Here is a 14,901-nt window from a genome sequence, read left to right on the forward strand (position 1 = left end):
GGGCGGGGGACGGCGACGGCGGGGTCAGGACTCGCGCATGGGGATGCGCACGCCACGGGCCTCGGCCACCTCGGCGGCCTCCTCGTAACCCGCGTCGACGTGCCGCATCACGCCCGTGCCGGGGTCGTTGGTGAGGACGCGGTTGAGCTTCTCCCCGGCCAGCGCGGTGCCGTCGGCGACCGTGACCTGCCCGGCGTGGATGGACCGGCCGATCCCCACGCCGCCGCCGTGGTGGATGGACACCCAGGCCGCGCCGGAGGCGGTGTTGAGCATGGCGTTGAGCAGCGGCCAGTCGGCGATGGCGTCCGAGCCGTCGGCCATGGCCTCGGTCTCCCGGTACGGCGAGGCCACCGACCCGCTGTCCAGGTGGTCACGGCCGATCACGATCGGCGCCTGGAGCTCGCCGGAGGCCACCATGTCGTTGAACCGCTCGCCCGCGACGTTGCGCTCGCCGTAGCCGAGCCAGCAGATGCGCGCGGGCAGCCCCTGGAAGTGCACCTTCTCGCCGGCCTGCGCGATCCACCTGGCCAGCGGCTCGTTGTCGGGGAACAGCTCCAGGATCGCGCGGTCGGTCGCGGCGATGTCGGCCGGGTCGCCGCTCAGCGCGGCCCACCGGAACGGCCCCTTGCCCTCGCAGAACAGCGGCCTGATGTACGCCGGCACGAACCCGGGGAAGTCGAAGGCCCGCGTGTACCCGGCGAGCTGGGCCTCCCCGCGGATGGAGTTGCCGTAGTCGAACACCTCGGACCCGGCGTCCTTGAAGCCGACCATGGCCTCGACGTGCCGGGCCATCGACGTGCGCGCGCGCTCGGTGAAGCCGGCCGGGTCCTTGTCGCGTTCGGCGCCCATGTCCTCGAAGGCGACGCCGACCGGCAGGTACATCAGCGGGTCGTGCGCCGAGGTCTGGTCGGTGACGATGTCGATCTCGGCGCCCGCGGCCAGCAGCTCGGGCAGGGCCTCGGCGGCGTTGGCCACGACGCCGATGGACAGCGGGCGGCGCGCGTCGCGGGCCTCGTAGGCCAGCCGCAGCGCCTCCTCCAGGGAGGCCGCCTGCACGTCGAGGTAGCGGTGCTCGATGCGGCGGGTGACCGAGCGGGGGTCGCAGTCGATGCAGATCGCGACGCCGCCGTTCATGGTGACGGCCAGCGGCTGGGCGCCGCCCATGCCGCCGAGGCCGGCCGTGAGGGTGATCGTGCCGGCCAGCGTGCCGCCGAACCGCTTCGCGGCGACCGCGGCGAACGTCTCGTAGGTGCCCTGGAGGATGCCCTGGGTGCCGATGTAGATCCACGAACCGGCGGTCATCTGGCCGTACATGGTGAGGCCGGCCGCCTCCAGGCGGCGGAACTCCTCCCAGTTGGCCCAGTCGGGGACCAGGTTGGAGTTGGCGATGAGCACCCGGGGGGCCCATTCGTGGGTGCGGAAGACGCCCACCGGGCGGCCCGACTGGACCAGCAGCGTCTCGTCGCCCTCCAGGGTGGTCAGGGTCCTGACCATGGCGTCGAAGGAGGGCCAGTCGCGGGCGGCCCTGCCGGAGCCGCCGTAGACGACCAGCTGCTCGGGGTGCTCGGCGACCTCGGGGTCCAGGTTGTTCTGGAGCATGCGGAGCGCCGCCTCCTGCGGCCACCCCTTCGCGGTGATCGTAGTGCCTCGCGGTGCGCGCACGCTGCGGCTCATGGTGACCCTCCTGAATGAACACATTCACCTTTGTCACCCGAAGACTACGGTGGACCGCGTCCAGCGGTCCACCGCAGGCAGCAGGCGAAGCCTGCGCCTACGGTCCCAAAACGCCCAGCGGACCACCGTAGGCAGCAGGCGAAGCCTGCGCCTACGGTCCCAAAACGCCCAGCGGACCACCGCAGGCAACAGGCGAAGCCTGCGCCTACGGTCCCAAAACGCCCAGCGGACCACTTTGCGGCCTTCAGCTCACCAGGAACTGGGTGGCGGCGAGTTCGCGGTAGAGGTCGTCGCCCGCGACGAGTTCGGCGTGGGTGCCGACCGCCCGTACGCCGCCCGCCTCCATCACCACGATCCGGTCGGCGTTCGTCACGGTGGACAGCCGGTGGGCGATGACCAGCACGGTCGTCTCGGCCGCCACCTCGGCGATGACCTCGCGCAGCCGCAGCTCGTTGACCGCGTCGAGCTGGGACGTGGCCTCGTCGAGCAGCAGCAGCCTGGGCCTGCGCAGCAGCGCCCTGGCGATGGCGACCCGCTGCCGCTCGCCGCCGGACAGCAGCACCCCGCGGTGACCCACCGCCGTGTCGAGCCCTTCGGGCAGCCGGGCGACCAGGTCGTCGAGCCGGGTGCGGGTGACGGCGCGGCGCAGCTCGTCCTCGGTGGCGTCCTGGGCGGCGAAGAGCAGGTTCTCGCGCAGCGTGCCGGCCAGGACGGGGGCGTCCTGCTCGACGTAGCCGAGCGCGCCCCGAAGCTCGCCGAGCGGCCAGTCACGGATGTCCCGGCCGCCGATGGAGATCAGGCCGTCCTGGTGCTCGTAGAAGCGTTCGAGCAGGGCGAACACCGTGGACTTGCCCGCGCCCGACGGCCCGACCAACGCCGTGAGCCCGCCCGCGGGCACCTCGAAGGTGACGCCGTCGTGCACGGCGGGACGGTCGTCGCCGTACCGGAAGACGACGTCCTCGAACCGCAGGCCCACCGGCGTGCTCCCGGCCGGGACGGCGGCGCTGACCGGCTCGCCGGGCAGGTCCTCGATCTCCTTGATGCGCCGCATCGCGGCCAGCCCGTTCTGGAGCTGGACGGCACCCTGGACGAGCTGCCCGATCGGCGGCACCAGGTAGAACAGGTAGAGCAGGAACGCGATCAGGGACGAGACCTCCAGCACGCCCGACGCGACCCGCGACCCGCCGACGGCCAGCACGCACAGGAAGGCGATCTGCACGGCCATCCAGGTGGCCACGCCGGCCAGCGACGTCCAGCCGGCCACCTGCAGCCCGCGGTCGCGGGCGCGCTCGGCCGCCTCCCCCACGACCGCGATCTCCCGCTCCTCCGCGCCGCTGGCCTTGACCGTCCGGTATGCCTGCAGCGCCCGGTCCAGCACGGCCCCCATCTCGCCGACGGCCTCCTGGGCCTGCGTCTGCGCCCGCTGGATCCGCGGCATGATGAGCGCGACCAGGCCGCCGATCACCACCACCACGAGCAGCGTGACCAGCAGCAGCACGCCGTCCATGGTGGCCATCATGACGATCGCGCCGACCAGCATGAAGACCGCGCTGATCGACTCCACGATCCCGTTGGTCAGCACCGCGCGCAGCAGCGTCGTGTCGCTCGTCACCCGCGACATCAGGTCGCCGGGCTTGAGCCGGTCGACGTCGGCGACCCTGAGCCGGAGCATCCGGTCGACGAGCCTGCGCCGGGCGCCCAGCACGACGCCCTCGCCGGTGCGTTCCATCAGGTAGTTGCCCCCGGCCGAGACGACGGCTCCGACGAGCACCGCCACGGTCAGCCCTAACAGCGGCGCGGCCAGCGACTGGTCCTCGCCGAAGGCGTCCACGACGTACTTGGCCAGCAGGGGCATCGCGAGCCCCGCCACCGAGCCGATCAACCCGAGCAGACCGCCCGCGATCAGGACTTTCCGGTGCGGCCGGATGTAGGCCAGCAGCTCTTTGAGCACCCCAACTCCCCTCACGACATTTCTCGAAATTTCCCAACGAACGGCGCAGCGCGATCCGCACCGCCGCGCCAGGGTCAACTTAGATTGACGACCAAAGTATGTCAACTTTCGTTGACGCCTCCTCCTTGGGGAGGAGGCGCACGGGCGATCGCCCCCCTCTGGCACCGGGATCGGCGGCGGCCCTATAGTCATGTCCATGAGTAGTCATGTTCTTGAGCATCGCTGATGGCGTTGCGGCATGCCGTGCTGGCGGCGCTGCTCGACGGCGAGTACAGCGGCTACCAGCTCACCAAGATCTTCGACGTGGGCGTCTCCAACTTCTGGTACGCCGCCCCCCAGCAGCTCTACGCCGAGCTGACCAGGCTGGAGGCCGACGGCCTGGTCACCGGCCGGGAGGTGGTCCAGCGCGGCCGTCCGAACAAACGGCTGTTCTCGGTCACCGCGGCCGGTCTGGACGAGCTGGCCGCCTTCGCCGCGGCCCCGGCCAAACCGTTGCTGCTCCGCGACGACCTGGCCGTCAAGGTCCACGCCGCCGACCGGCTCGACCCGGCGCCGCTGATCGCCCAGCTCCTCGACCGCGCCGGGGAGGCCGCCGCCAAGCTCGCGTTCTTCGAGAAGACCCTGCGGCGCCTGCGCGGCGACCGCGACGAGGAGTCGTTCCTGCGCGAGGGCGAGCGGGTCGGCCCGTACCTGTCCTGCCTGGCGGGCTGCCGCCTGGAGCGGGAGATGCGCGACTGGTGCCTGAGCACCGCCCGGACGCTCGGCGAGCGCGCCGCCCGCATCCCTGAGGAGAACCCGTGACCTACACCCGTTACGTCGCGCTCGGCGACAGCCAGACCGAGGGCCTCGGCGACGGCGACGACGTCCTCGGCCACCGCGGCTGGGCCGACCGGCTCGCCGAGCACCCGGCCGGCGGCAATCCCGGCCTGCTCTACGCCAACCTCGCGGTGCGCGGCCGGGTGGCCGCCCAGATCCGCGCCGAGCAGCTTCCCGTCGCGCTGGAGCTCCGTCCCAACCTGGCCACGGTCATGGCGGGCATGAACGACATCATCCGTCCCGGTTTCGACGCCGCCGCCGTCGCGGCCGACCTGGAGCACATGTTCGCGGCGCTGACCGGAGCGGGCGCGCGGGTGGTGACGGTCACGTTCCCCGACATCGGCAGGATCGCGCCGCTGGCCAGGCCGCTGCTGCCGCGCGTGCTCGACCTCAACGCCCGCGTCCGCGAGGCCGCCGCCCGGCACGGCGTGACGCTGGTGGACACCTTCCCCGACACGGCGGTGACGGACGCGCGGTTGTGGAGCCCCGACCGGCTGCACGCCAGCCCGGCGGGGCACGCCAGGTTCGCCGCGTCGGTGGCGTACGCGCTGGAGCTGCCCGGCAGCGACGACAGCTGGAACCTGCCGCTCCCCGTGCTGCCACCGCCCGGCCGCCTGCGTACGGCGGCGGCGGAGGCACGCTGGCTGGGCTCGTTCGCCGGCCCGTGGATCGCCCGGCGCCTGCGGGGCCGCTCGTCGGGCGACGGCCGGGTGTGCAAGCGCCCGGTGCTCGCGCCGGTGCCGGATCAGTCGACCTCGGGCAGGTCGGGGTCGTCGTAGTCGGCGTCGCCGTCGTCGGCCCTGCGCAGCTTGATGTCCTCGGTCCATTCCCGGGCGAAGGCGCGGATGTCCTCGATGTGCCGTTCGTCCAGGCCGTGGGCCTCGAAGCGTTCGTCGCTCATCAGCTCGACGAACTCCAGCCGCATGAGCAGTTCCTGCGGCGAGAAGTCGTCGAGGTGGACGGCGGCGAGGCGTTCGAGGTCGCGGAAGGAGAACGCGTGCGCCGCCGAGGCCGCGTCGGCGACGTCGGCGGGCAGCCCTCTCTCGTGCAGGTCGCGCACCCGCAGCCCGATCACGTCCGCCGGGGCCGCCACCGGCAGGCCGTCGCACACGACCGGCGGCTCGCGCAGCGCCTCGCGGGTCAGGGCGATCTCGGCGTCGTGCCCGGTGGACGGGTCCGTGACGGTCAGGCGGGCCGCCCACGCGGTGCTCTCGGCGACCTCCGCGACCAGCCCGCCGGCACGCAACGCGGCCACGACGTCGCCGGCGGCGGACGGCAGCGGCCGTTCGGCGGCGGTCACCAGGTCGAGGCCGTCGACCAGGCGGTCGGTGAAGCCGTGGACCCGCAGCGCGTGACCGCCGGCCAGCAGCAGCCCGTGCCGCTCGCCGGCCGGCGACAGGGCCCGCAGCAGGCGCTCGGGGAACGGCGGTAAGCGCATCAGAGCGCGGCGGGGGGCGCGAGCGGTGTCATGGGTCAAGTATGCCGACGGCCGCGCCGGCTGGAGGGCAGGTCGTGCCGCCCCGACAGGAACTCCTGGAACGCGATCTTGGCCCTGATGACCGGCCGCCGCCAGCGTTCCTCACGGTGGACGGCGGTGGCCAGCTTGCGGGGCGAGCGTCCGCCGCGGAAGAACCAGCGGGCCCACGGCGAGCCGGGCCGGGCCAGGCGCACGGCGCCCACCAGGAGCAGTAAGGGCAGGAACAGCCCCGCCATCCCGGTCCAGATCTTGCCCTTGAGCAGCGTGATCACCGCCAGCGCGAGGTTGGCCACGATCAGCGCCGCCGGGTTGACGGGCGTGCCGTAGTCCCAGGTCAGGGGGCGCAGGCCGATGAGGAGCAGGCCGGTCACGGCGACGGCGATGAAGACCGCGTCCACCGAGGTGCGCCCCTCCTCCTCCCAGTAGACGTCGTGGAGGTGCAGGATCAGCGCGAACTCGTCCAGCACGAGGGCGGAGCCGACGCCGAACACGCAGGCGGCGACCACCTGCCCGGCCTGCGTGGCGCCGTTGACGATGAGCCCGGTCACGCCTCCGATGAGCATGAGCACGACGCCGAACACGACGTGGTGGATGTGCATCTCGCCCACGTTCACGTTGCGGAACCAGCCGACCTTGGCCCTGATCAGGCGGACGTTGATGCGGGTGGCGATGAACGCCACGATGAGCGTGACGAAGTAACAGAACAGCGGCAGCCGTCCCGTGGTGACGATGTTGCTCTGGAACCAGTTCCCCATGACCTTAGAAGTCGATGGTACGAGCCGGAACAGCCTTGTATGTCCGCCGTGGGAGCGCTCATGAGGCGGCTCTCGCCTGGAGGGCCCGTTCGTAGCCCTCGATGACGAGCTGCCGCCTGAGGTTGTCGCGTACCTGGTCGAAAGGGGGCGCGCCGGGGGCCGCGGTGCTGGCGTACCGGTCGCGCAGGCGGCGTTCGGACAGGTCGAGGGTGGCCGCGTGCAGCTTGCCGAGCGCCGAGTCCAGCTCGGCGGCCCGCACCTGCGCGTAGGTGTACTGGTCGTAGGAGGGCACGCCCGGGATCGGGCGGCCGGAGCGCGCGGCCTGCGCGCGCCGGGCGTTCTCGGCGGCCAGCTCGCGCTGAAATCCCTGCTCGCTGACGTCGGCGAGCAGGCCCGCCTCGCGGGCCCAGATCCGCCGCGCCTTGTCCAGCACGGCGGCCCGCACCGCCCGCTCCCTGAGCCGCCGCGCCGGGGTGACGCCGTCGCGGGGACGGTCCCAGAAACCCGGGCCGAGCCCCTGGGCGGCGAACTCGGAGATCACCTCGGCGCGCACGGTCTCGGCCGCCCTGAGCACCTCGGCCCCGCTCACCGGCTCCCCCTCGAACGTGACGACCGTGTCCCCGGGACGCATCCCGAGCACCTCCGCCACGCCCGCGGACGCCGCCCGCGCGGGTACGCCGCCCCCGGCCTCCCTCCCCAGCACCGCGATGCCGACGACGAGCACCCCGGCCAGGGCGAGAGCCGTCCACAGGACCCGCCCGCGCGCCGGGAACCCCGGACGAGGGCCGGACGCCCGGCGCGGCCGGCCGGGAGCCGGGGTGCTCGTCATGGCGTCAGCTCGCGATCTTCATGTCGAAGACGTGGAACCCCGCGTTCGCCAGCGGGCTGCCCGCCGGGAAGGTCACCGTGGCGACCGTCCTGGACGCGTCGAGCGGCACCGCGTAGCCGAACACCGACACGCCCGACTCGCGCGTCTGCCCGGTGGCCGGGTTCTTGTAGCTGGTCTGGGTCATGTTGTGGTACTCGGCGCGGGCCACGAGCACGCCCCCGGCGGGCGCGGTCGCGTCCCACTGGTCGCCGAACCTGACGGTCCTGTCCTCGGTCGTCCCGTCGGTGTAGGTGACCTTGAACACGCCCTCGCGCGCCTTCAGCCCACCTGCTCCGAGCAGGACCAGCCTGGCGCCCTGCCCGGACAGCGCGACCGTCTGCCCGGCGGCCTTGACGTTGTCCGTCGTGCCGTACGGGCGCGGGTGCCAGACGAAGTCGGCGCCGAGCACGTTCACCGTCCGGCCCGGCGTCAGGCCCGCCTTCTCCAGCGCCTGGCCGGAGTAGCTGCGGCCGCTGGTGGAGAAGCCGCCGACGTTCGGGTTGAGGTCGGAGCTGACCGCGACGTTGTTGTACGCCTCCTCGATCGAGCCGGACACGACCGGCGCGGTGGCGGGCCCGTTGTAGGCCCCGCGCGAGACCGTGCCGGCGACCTGGTTGCCGAAGTAGTCGCGGTCGCCGAGGCCGTCCACGACCGCGCCGGACGCGAGCGCGGGCGAGCCTTCGAGCAGCTTGTAGCCGTCCACGTCGGCGGCGCCGTCGGCGGTGCCGGGGGCGGCGAGCCCGGGGTCGGCCGTCACCGCGCGGGCGTCGGCCGCCGGTACGGCCACGCCGCCGTGGTAGACGTTGGAGTCGTAGCCGATGCCGGGGGCCGAGGGCAGCGTGCCGGACGGCGCGTGGAAGATGTTGTTGACGATCTTCGAGTTCCCGGTGGGCACGGCCACGTCGAGCTTCTGCGACGGGCAGAAGAACGTGTTGTTGTACAGCCACAGCGGGCTCGTGTTGTCACCGGAGGCGTTGCCCGCGATGCGGCAGTCGTCCTGGGCGATGTTGAACCGCAGGATGGCGGTGGCCTTGTAGTTGGGGAACTCGGTGCAGCTCTGGCAGCCGAGGTAGAAGCCGCCGGCGTTGTCGTGCGAGTAGTTGTACTGGTAGACGCACGAGCCCTTGATGCCGCCGTCGCAGTCCCAGGCGGTGGAGTCGAAGATGGTGGGCCGCTGCCGGGTCACCTCGTTGAACTGAAACACCGGGTCAACAGAGTTGATCGGCCACATTCCCGCGAAATTTCCGTCTACGTACGGGTATTTCCCGGCGCCGCCCTCGTCGAACAGGTTCTGCTCCACCAGCGGCCGGTCCGAGGCGTGCACCACGATGCCGTCGCCGCCGACCGCGCGGATGGTGTTGCGGGCGATGAGCACGTTCCGGTGGTAGTCGGTGCCCTTACGGCTGATCTTGATGCCGCCGCCGCCCGTGTCGTGCACGTAGTTGCCGGTGATCGTGATGCCGTCCAGGTAGCCGACCTTGCCCTCGGGCAGTGCCTGGATGCTGATGCCCGCCGAGTAGGAGAACCAGGAGCCGTTCGCCCCGGTCTTGTTGCCCCAGCCGGCGACGTCGGAGATCTCCAGGTCCCGCAGGACCAGCCCGGCCTTCGGCTCGGGGGTCGTGGAGTTGTACTGCACGCCGGTCCGCTTGGCCGTGGTGGCCGCCGGGTTGGTGATGTGCAGCTTCTCCAGCGTCACGTAACTGTTGTCCACCAGGTGGACGGCCCATTCGCCGCCGTCGCCCTGGATGATCGGCTTGGGGCCCTCGCCGTAGGAGGTGAAGACGACGGGGTGCGCGGCCGTGCCGGAACCGACGGGTTCGAGCCGGCCGGCGCAGACGGTCCCCGCCCTGAACCTGATCGTGTCCTTCTCGCGGAAGGTGACGGCGTTGACGGCGTCCAGGCTGTTCAGCGGCCCGGCGGCGTTGCGCCCCGAGCCGCCGTCCGGCGCCTGGCAGTCGACGAAGAAGTTCCTGGCGGCGGCCGCTTCCGCGGGGGTGGCGACCAGTCCGGCCGCCACGACCAGGGCCGCGACTAACTGAAGGCGCATGTTTCCTCTCCGGGGGTGTTTCAGGCGAACTCTGAGCAGTTCAGAGGGGTTCAGGCGGACCGGGACAGCGTGGCGGGCTCGATCCCGTGCTCGAAGGGCAGCCCCCGGGCGTGCCGGGCCAGCTCGTCGAGCGCGAGGTCGGCCATCCTGGCCAGCTCGCCGCCCAGCGAGCCGGCGACGTGCGGCGTGACGAGCGCGTTCGGCAGGTCGTAGAGGGGGGACTCGGCGGGCAGGAACTCCGGCTCGGTGTGGTCGAGCACCGCGTACAGCCGTCCCGAGGTCAGCTCGGCGACGAGCGCGTCCTGGTCGACCAGGGCGGCCCTGGCCGTGTTGATCAGCGTGGCGCCGTCGCGCATGGCGGCCAGCCGGCCCGCGTCGATCAGGTGGCGGGTCTCGGGCAGGTCGGGCGCGTGCAGGCTGACCACGTCGGAGCGGGCGACCAGCTCGTCCAGCCCGACCCGGCGCGCCCCCAGGTCCTCCGCCAGGTACGGATCGCTGACCAGCACCTCGAAGTCGAACGGCCGCAGCAGCTCGATCACCCGCCGCCCGATCCTGGAGGCCCCCACGATGCCGACCACCCGCCGGTAGTTGCCGAAGCCGGGGAAGCGGGCGTCCCAGTCGTCGTTGGCCCGCCGCGCCCGGTAGGCGCGGGCGATGTCGATCACCCGCTTGTTCGCGAACAGGATCGCCGCGAGCGTGAACTCGGCCACCGGCTCGGCGTTGGCCGAGGCGGCCGAGGAGACCACGATGCCGCGCTCCCAGCAGGCGTCGGTGACGTGGTGCTTGACCGAGCCGGCCGCGTGCACGATCGCCCGCAGCCGGGGGGCGCGGGCCAGCACCTCGGCGGTCACCGGCGGGCACCCCCACGAGGTGAACAGCACCTCGGCCTGCGACAGGTCGGCGCCGTCGAACGCGGCGACCTCGGCCCGGACGTCGGCCACCCGGGCCAGCCGGGCCCGCACCTCGCCGGTGAGCATGCGCTCGGCGACCCCCGCGGCCATGGCGACGACCGTCACCGGCTTGTTCATGTTCTCCCCCGAGAGCTCGTTCACTTGACGCTGCCCGCCGTCATCCCGGCCTTCCAGAACCGCTGCAGGGACACGAACACCAGCAGCAGGGGCACCACGGACAGCAGCGACCCGGTGATCACGAGGCTGTGGAACTCGGGGAAGGCGTTGCCCTGTTTCTCCCAGCCGTACAGGCCGAGGCTCAGCGGGTAGAGCTGCTGGTCGCTCAGCATGACCAGGGGCAGGAAGAAGTTGTTCCAGATGGCGGTGAACTGGAACAGGAAGATCGTCACGTACGCGGGCAGCAGCATGGGCAGCGCCACGGACACGAACGTGCGCAGCTCGCCGGCCCCGTCGGACCTGGCCGCCTCCAGCACCTCGCCGGGCACGTACCCGGACGAGAGCACCCGCGCCAGGTAGACGCCGAACGGATGGACCAGCACCGGCACGAACACCGACCAGAACGTGTTCACCACGCCGACCTTGGAGGCCAGCAGGTAGAGCGGCACGGCGGTGGCGGTGGTCGGCACCAGCACGCCGAGCAGCACCAGCCCGAACATCTTCTCCTTGGCGAACCAGGAGTACTTGTCGAAGGCGTAGCCGCACATCACGGTGACGAACGAGCTGACCGCCGCGCCGACGCCGGCGTACAGGACGCTGTTGAGGTACCAGCGGAAGAAGACGCCGTCGCCCTCCCGCGCGACCGCCCTGATGTTCTCGAACAGGTTGAAGCCGGCGAAGGAGAAGCCGGGCGTCGAGTACAGGTCGGACAGCGACTTGGTGGAGGCGAACAGCAGCCACGTCAGCGGCAGCAGCGTGTAGAGCGCGGAGATGATCAGCAGCACGTTGACCGTGGCGCGGGACATCCACTTCACCGGCGGTTCCCCCACTTCGTGACGGCGTAGGACAGCACGGCGGCGAGCAGCGCGAGCAGGATGGAGGCCGCGCCGGCCTGGCCGTAGTCGTTGTTGCCGAACGCCTCGTTGTAGGCGTACATGTTGGGCGTCCAGGTGCTGACCACGCCGTCGCTGACGTTGTCGAGCACCATCGGCTCGGTGAACAGCTGCAGCGAGCCGATGATCGTGAACAGCACGGTGGTGACCACGGCGCCGCGGATCAGCGGCACCTTGACCTGGAGGGCGACGCGCAGCGGGCCCGCGCCGTCCATCCTGGCCGCCTCGACGACCTCGGCCGGGATGGCCTGGAGCGCCGCGAAGTAGATGATCATGTTGTAGCCCACCCACTCCCACAGCGCGATGTTGACCACCGAGCCGAGCACGTGGTCGCCGCCGAGGAAGTCGACGTCGCCGAGCAGGTCCACGATGGGGCTGATGCCGGGCAGGTACAGGTAGAGCCAGATCAGCCCGGCGATCACGCCCGGCACGATGTGCGGCATGAACAGCGCGAGCTGGAAGAACTTGCCCAGCCTGGCCAGCCCGGAGTCCAGCAGCAGCGCCAGCGTGAGCGCGCCGCCGATCATCAGCGGGATGTACAGCACGCAGTAGCCGAGGATGACCAGGAAACCGTCGGTGAAGGCGGAGTCCTTCAGCGTGTCCAGGTAGTTGCCGAGCCCGACGAACACGGTCTCCGCGCCGCCGAAGCCGAGCCCCGACGACTTCTCGCTGAACAGGCTGAGGTAGACCGCGTAGGCCAGCGGGGCCACGATCACGGCCGCGAACAGGGCGAAGAACGGCCCGACGAACAGCAGGATCGCCCCCCGCCGCCGCCACCCCTCGCCGCCGCGACCGCTTCCTACTGGAGGAGTCACAAGCTGCCTTTCGGTGGGTCGCGGCGGAGCCGGCGCTCCGCCGCGCGCGTCGTGCTACTGCTGGGCGACGTTGAGGCCGCGGCTCTTGATCTCGCCGACGGTGGCCGTCTGAGCGGTGTCCAGCACGCCGGGGATGGTGGTCTCGCCGCTGGACACCTTGCCGAGCGCGTCCTTGAACGTGGTCAGCGTCTGCACCATGCTCGGGCCCCACGTCCAGCCGGGCTGGACCGTCTTGTACGACTCCGAGAACAGCGCGTAGATGTCCTGGCCGCCGTAGAAGGAGGCGTCGAAGCTCTTGGCCGCGACCGGCACGAGGTCGGCGATGGCCGGGAAGCCGCTGGAGGTGCCCGAGGACAGGCGGGCGGTCCACGCCTCCTCCGAGCCGGTCAGCCACTTGACGACCTCGACGGCGGCCTTGGCGTTCTTCGACCCCTTGCTCACGCCGAACGTGGTGCCGCCGAGCATGCCGCTGGCCGGGGTGCCCCAGTTCGGGATCGGCGCGATGGCCCACTTGCCGGACTGGCCGGCGTGGTTGCCCTTCATGACGCCCGCGCCCCAGTTGGCGCCGACGTAGCCCCAGAGGGTGTCGTCCTCGAAGGCGGCGTTCCACTCCTGGCTGAAGGACGGCTGGACCTTGAGCAGGTCGTCCTTGACCAGGCCCTGCCAGTACTCGGCGACCTTCTTGCTGGGCTCGTCGTTGATCGTCACCTTCCAGGCGTCGCCCTCGGTGCCGAACCACTTGCCGCCCGCCTGCCACGACAGCGCGGCCAGCACGCTCGGGTCGTCGGGGAAGAAGGTCGCGATGCGGGACTTGCCGTCGGCCTTCTTGACCTTCTCGGCGGCGGCGCGGAAGTCGTCCCAGGTCTTGGGGACCTCGATCTTGTTCTTCTCGAACAGGTCCTTGCGGTAGAAGAACACCTGCGGCGCGGCGTCCATGGGCAGCGCCCACGCCTTGCCGCCCAGCTCGACCAGGCTGAAGACCTCGGCCGGGTACTTGGACTTGACGTCGGCCACGTCGGCCGAGATGTCCTGGAGGGCGCCCTGGTTCACGAAGTCGGGGAGCTGCGGGTACTCCACGGACATGACGTCGGGGGCGTTGCCGGCCTTGACGGCGTTGGAGAACTTGGCGTAGCCGCCCGCGTTGCCCGAGGGGATCTCCTCGTACTTGATCTGGACGTCCTTGTGTGACTTGTTGAAGGCGTCCACGACCTGCTGGGTGCCCTTCGCCCAGCCCCAGAACGTCACCTGGGCGGGCTTGCCCGCCTCACCCGCGGGCTGCGCCGGCTCCGTGCTGCCGCACGCGGCGGCGAGCAGGCTCATACCGGCCAGCAGTCCGGCAATGCCGGCGCTCTTGCGTCCCATCGATGGCTCCTCATCGCTTTCGATCGATAAGGCATCATTCGCTCATACTCGATCGGTTGTCTAGAGAGAGGCCACAAATCGATCAATAACGAAATGGATGCGTAACTTCACGGACGCGGCGCGACCGTGGATTCCCGGACCCTCAGCTCGGGCAGCAGCGCCACGTGCTGGGCAGGGCGCCGCGGGCCCTCCTGGATCCGGCTCACCAGCAGGTCGACGGCACAGCGGCCGACCGCGGCCTTGGGGGGCGCGACGGCCGTGAGCGGGGGTCGCTGAGCGCCGCCACCTCGTCATCGTAGGCGACCAGCGACACCTCTTCGGGAATGCGCACCCCGGCCGCCCGCAGGTGCTGGACCAGCAGCAACGCGTCCTCGTCGTTGTGCACGAGCATGGCCGTGACACCGCCCCTGATCGCCGCGACCACGCCGGCCACCTGCTCGCGCGAGGGCCCCTCCTGCGCGACGTCGAGGTGGACGGGCTCGGCCAGCCCCAGGTCGCGGACGGCGGCGAGGAACCCGTGCCGCACCCGGGGGGCCGTCGGGCTGTCCCGCGAGACCATGGCCAGGCGCCGGTGCCCGAGCTCGGCCAGGTGCCGCGCGCCGAGGAAGGCGCCGTGGGCGTGGTGGGAGGCCGCCGCGTCCAGCAGCGAGGCGGGCCCGCCCAGCTCGGCCCGCCGCTCGACGAGCACCGCCGGCACGCCCAGCTCGGCCAGCCAGCCCTCGTGCGAGGCGTCCGGCTGCCTGCTCGGGGTGAGCAGAAGGCCCTCGATGCCGCCGTCCACGAGCTGCCTGACCTGGGTGCGGTCCTCCTCGTCGTCGTAGCGCGAGACGCCGAGGACGAGCCGCGCGCCCAGCCGTTCGGCCTGCTCGCGGGCGCCCCTGATGACCGCCGGGTAGTAGTAGGTGGCCGAGGGCACCAGCATGCCGAGGGTCAGGGAGCGCTCCCTGGTGGGGGCGGGCACTGACTCGGGCCGGGTGATGCCGCCGTGCACGCGGTTGACCAGGCCCTGGCCGGCCAGGTGCTCGACGTCCCTGCGCAGGGTGACCATCGAGACGTTGAGCCGGTCGACCAGCTCGGCCAGGCGTACGGAACCGCGCTCGCGCACCTCGCGCAGGATCAGTTCATGACGTTGTTCGGCGAACACCGCGACTCCTTCTGACTCGACCCTACGATCCT

General features: G+C 71.5%; 12 protein-coding genes and 1 pseudogene. 2 read left to right on the top strand and 11 right to left on the bottom strand.

From position 1 onward, the window contains the following. Positions 1-24: 24 nt before the first annotated feature. Positions 25-1,674: a urocanate hydratase gene (hutU, locus tag ACNF49_RS48935; RefSeq protein ID WP_357971151.1), complete on the bottom strand. Its 1,650-nt coding sequence runs from the start codon at positions 1,672-1,674 to the stop codon at positions 25-27. Positions 1,675-1,918: 244 nt separating this feature from the next. Then, complete coding sequence (locus tag ACNF49_RS48940) at positions 1,919-3,625, bottom strand: ABC transporter ATP-binding protein (RefSeq protein WP_482941968.1); 1,707 nt, start codon at positions 3,623-3,625, stop codon at positions 1,919-1,921. A gap of 225 nt (positions 3,626-3,850) precedes the next feature. On the opposite strand from ACNF49_RS48940, the gene ACNF49_RS48945 reads away from it, so the two are divergent. Beyond that, positions 3,851-4,426 (top strand): PadR family transcriptional regulator, encoded by a 576-nt coding sequence (locus tag ACNF49_RS48945; RefSeq protein ID WP_482941969.1) that lies wholly within the window; start codon positions 3,851-3,853, stop codon positions 4,424-4,426. Continuing rightward, positions 4,423-5,220, top strand: coding sequence for an SGNH/GDSL hydrolase family protein (locus ACNF49_RS48950; RefSeq protein WP_482941970.1), 798 nt, complete (start codon positions 4,423-4,425; stop codon positions 5,218-5,220). Before ACNF49_RS48945 ends, ACNF49_RS48950 begins: the two co-directional genes overlap by 4 nt. Here ACNF49_RS48950 and ACNF49_RS48955 read toward each other — a convergent pair. The 9 genes and pseudogenes from ACNF49_RS48955 to ACNF49_RS48995 all read right to left on the bottom strand — a co-directional run bounded on the left by ACNF49_RS48955 (position 5,187) and on the right by ACNF49_RS48995 (position 14,869). Next, positions 5,187-5,879 carry a nucleotidyl transferase AbiEii/AbiGii toxin family protein gene (locus ACNF49_RS48955; RefSeq protein ID WP_482941971.1) on the bottom strand — a complete coding sequence of 231 codons (693 nt, stop codon included), beginning with the start codon at positions 5,877-5,879 and terminating at the stop codon, positions 5,187-5,189. The genes ACNF49_RS48950 and ACNF49_RS48955 overlap by 34 nt on opposite strands. Before the next feature lie 35 nt (positions 5,880-5,914). Then, positions 5,915-6,673: a hypothetical protein gene (locus ACNF49_RS48960; protein ID WP_357971146.1), complete on the bottom strand. Its 759-nt coding sequence runs from the start codon at positions 6,671-6,673 to the stop codon at positions 5,915-5,917. 58 nt (positions 6,674-6,731) lie between these two features. Beyond that, positions 6,732-7,502 carry a hypothetical protein gene (locus ACNF49_RS48965; protein WP_482941972.1) on the bottom strand — a complete coding sequence of 257 codons (771 nt, stop codon included), beginning with the start codon at positions 7,500-7,502 and terminating at the stop codon, positions 6,732-6,734. Between the two features lie 4 nt (positions 7,503-7,506). Beyond that, on the bottom strand, positions 7,507-9,588 hold the full coding sequence (locus ACNF49_RS48970) for a beta-sandwich domain-containing protein (protein ID WP_357971144.1): 2,082 nt from the start codon (positions 9,586-9,588) through the stop codon (positions 7,507-7,509). Between the two features lie 50 nt (positions 9,589-9,638). Further along, positions 9,639-10,640 (bottom strand): hydroxyacid dehydrogenase, encoded by a 1,002-nt coding sequence (locus ACNF49_RS48975; protein WP_357971143.1) that lies wholly within the window; start codon positions 10,638-10,640, stop codon positions 9,639-9,641. Then, positions 10,637-11,461: a carbohydrate ABC transporter permease gene (locus ACNF49_RS48980; RefSeq protein WP_357971216.1), complete on the bottom strand. Its 825-nt coding sequence runs from the start codon at positions 11,459-11,461 to the stop codon at positions 10,637-10,639. Before ACNF49_RS48980 ends, ACNF49_RS48975 begins: the two co-directional genes overlap by 4 nt. Before the next feature lie 5 nt (positions 11,462-11,466). Beyond that, complete coding sequence (locus ACNF49_RS48985) at positions 11,467-12,363, bottom strand: carbohydrate ABC transporter permease (protein ID WP_352324984.1); 897 nt, start codon at positions 12,361-12,363, stop codon at positions 11,467-11,469. Positions 12,364-12,417: 54 nt separating this feature from the next. Continuing rightward, positions 12,418-13,725, bottom strand: a complete 1,308-nt coding sequence (locus tag ACNF49_RS48990; protein WP_357971142.1) for an ABC transporter substrate-binding protein — start codon at positions 13,723-13,725, stop codon at positions 12,418-12,420. A gap of 107 nt (positions 13,726-13,832) precedes the next feature. Continuing rightward, positions 13,833-14,869: pseudogene (locus ACNF49_RS48995) on the bottom strand (substrate-binding domain-containing protein). Positions 14,870-14,901: the final 32 nt, after the last annotated feature.

The sequence above is a fragment of the Actinomadura sp. ATCC 39365 genome (assembly GCF_054392275.1).

Bases quoted from the DNA above. Each gene is read 5' to 3' on its own strand.
- ACNF49_RS48980 (WP_357971216.1), bottom strand. From the start codon at position 11,461: ATGTCCCGCGCCACGGTCAACGTGCTGCTGATCATCTCCGCGCTCTAC.
- ACNF49_RS48945 (WP_482941969.1), top strand. From the start codon at position 3,851: ATGGCGTTGCGGCATGCCGTGCTGGCGGCGCTGCTCGACGGCGAGTAC.
- ACNF49_RS48970 (WP_357971144.1), bottom strand. From the start codon at position 9,588: ATGCGCCTTCAGTTAGTCGCGGCCCTGGTCGTGGCGGCCGGACTGGTC.
- ACNF49_RS48965 (WP_482941972.1), bottom strand. From the start codon at position 7,502: ATGACGAGCACCCCGGCTCCCGGCCGGCCGCGCCGGGCGTCCGGCCCT.
- ACNF49_RS48960 (WP_357971146.1), bottom strand. From the start codon at position 6,673: ATGGGGAACTGGTTCCAGAGCAACATCGTCACCACGGGACGGCTGCCG.
- ACNF49_RS48955 (WP_482941971.1), bottom strand. From the start codon at position 5,879: ATGCGCTTACCGCCGTTCCCCGAGCGCCTGCTGCGGGCCCTGTCGCCG.
- hutU (WP_357971151.1), bottom strand. From the start codon at position 1,674: ATGAGCCGCAGCGTGCGCGCACCGCGAGGCACTACGATCACCGCGAAG.
- ACNF49_RS48990 (WP_357971142.1), bottom strand. From the start codon at position 13,725: ATGGGACGCAAGAGCGCCGGCATTGCCGGACTGCTGGCCGGTATGAGC.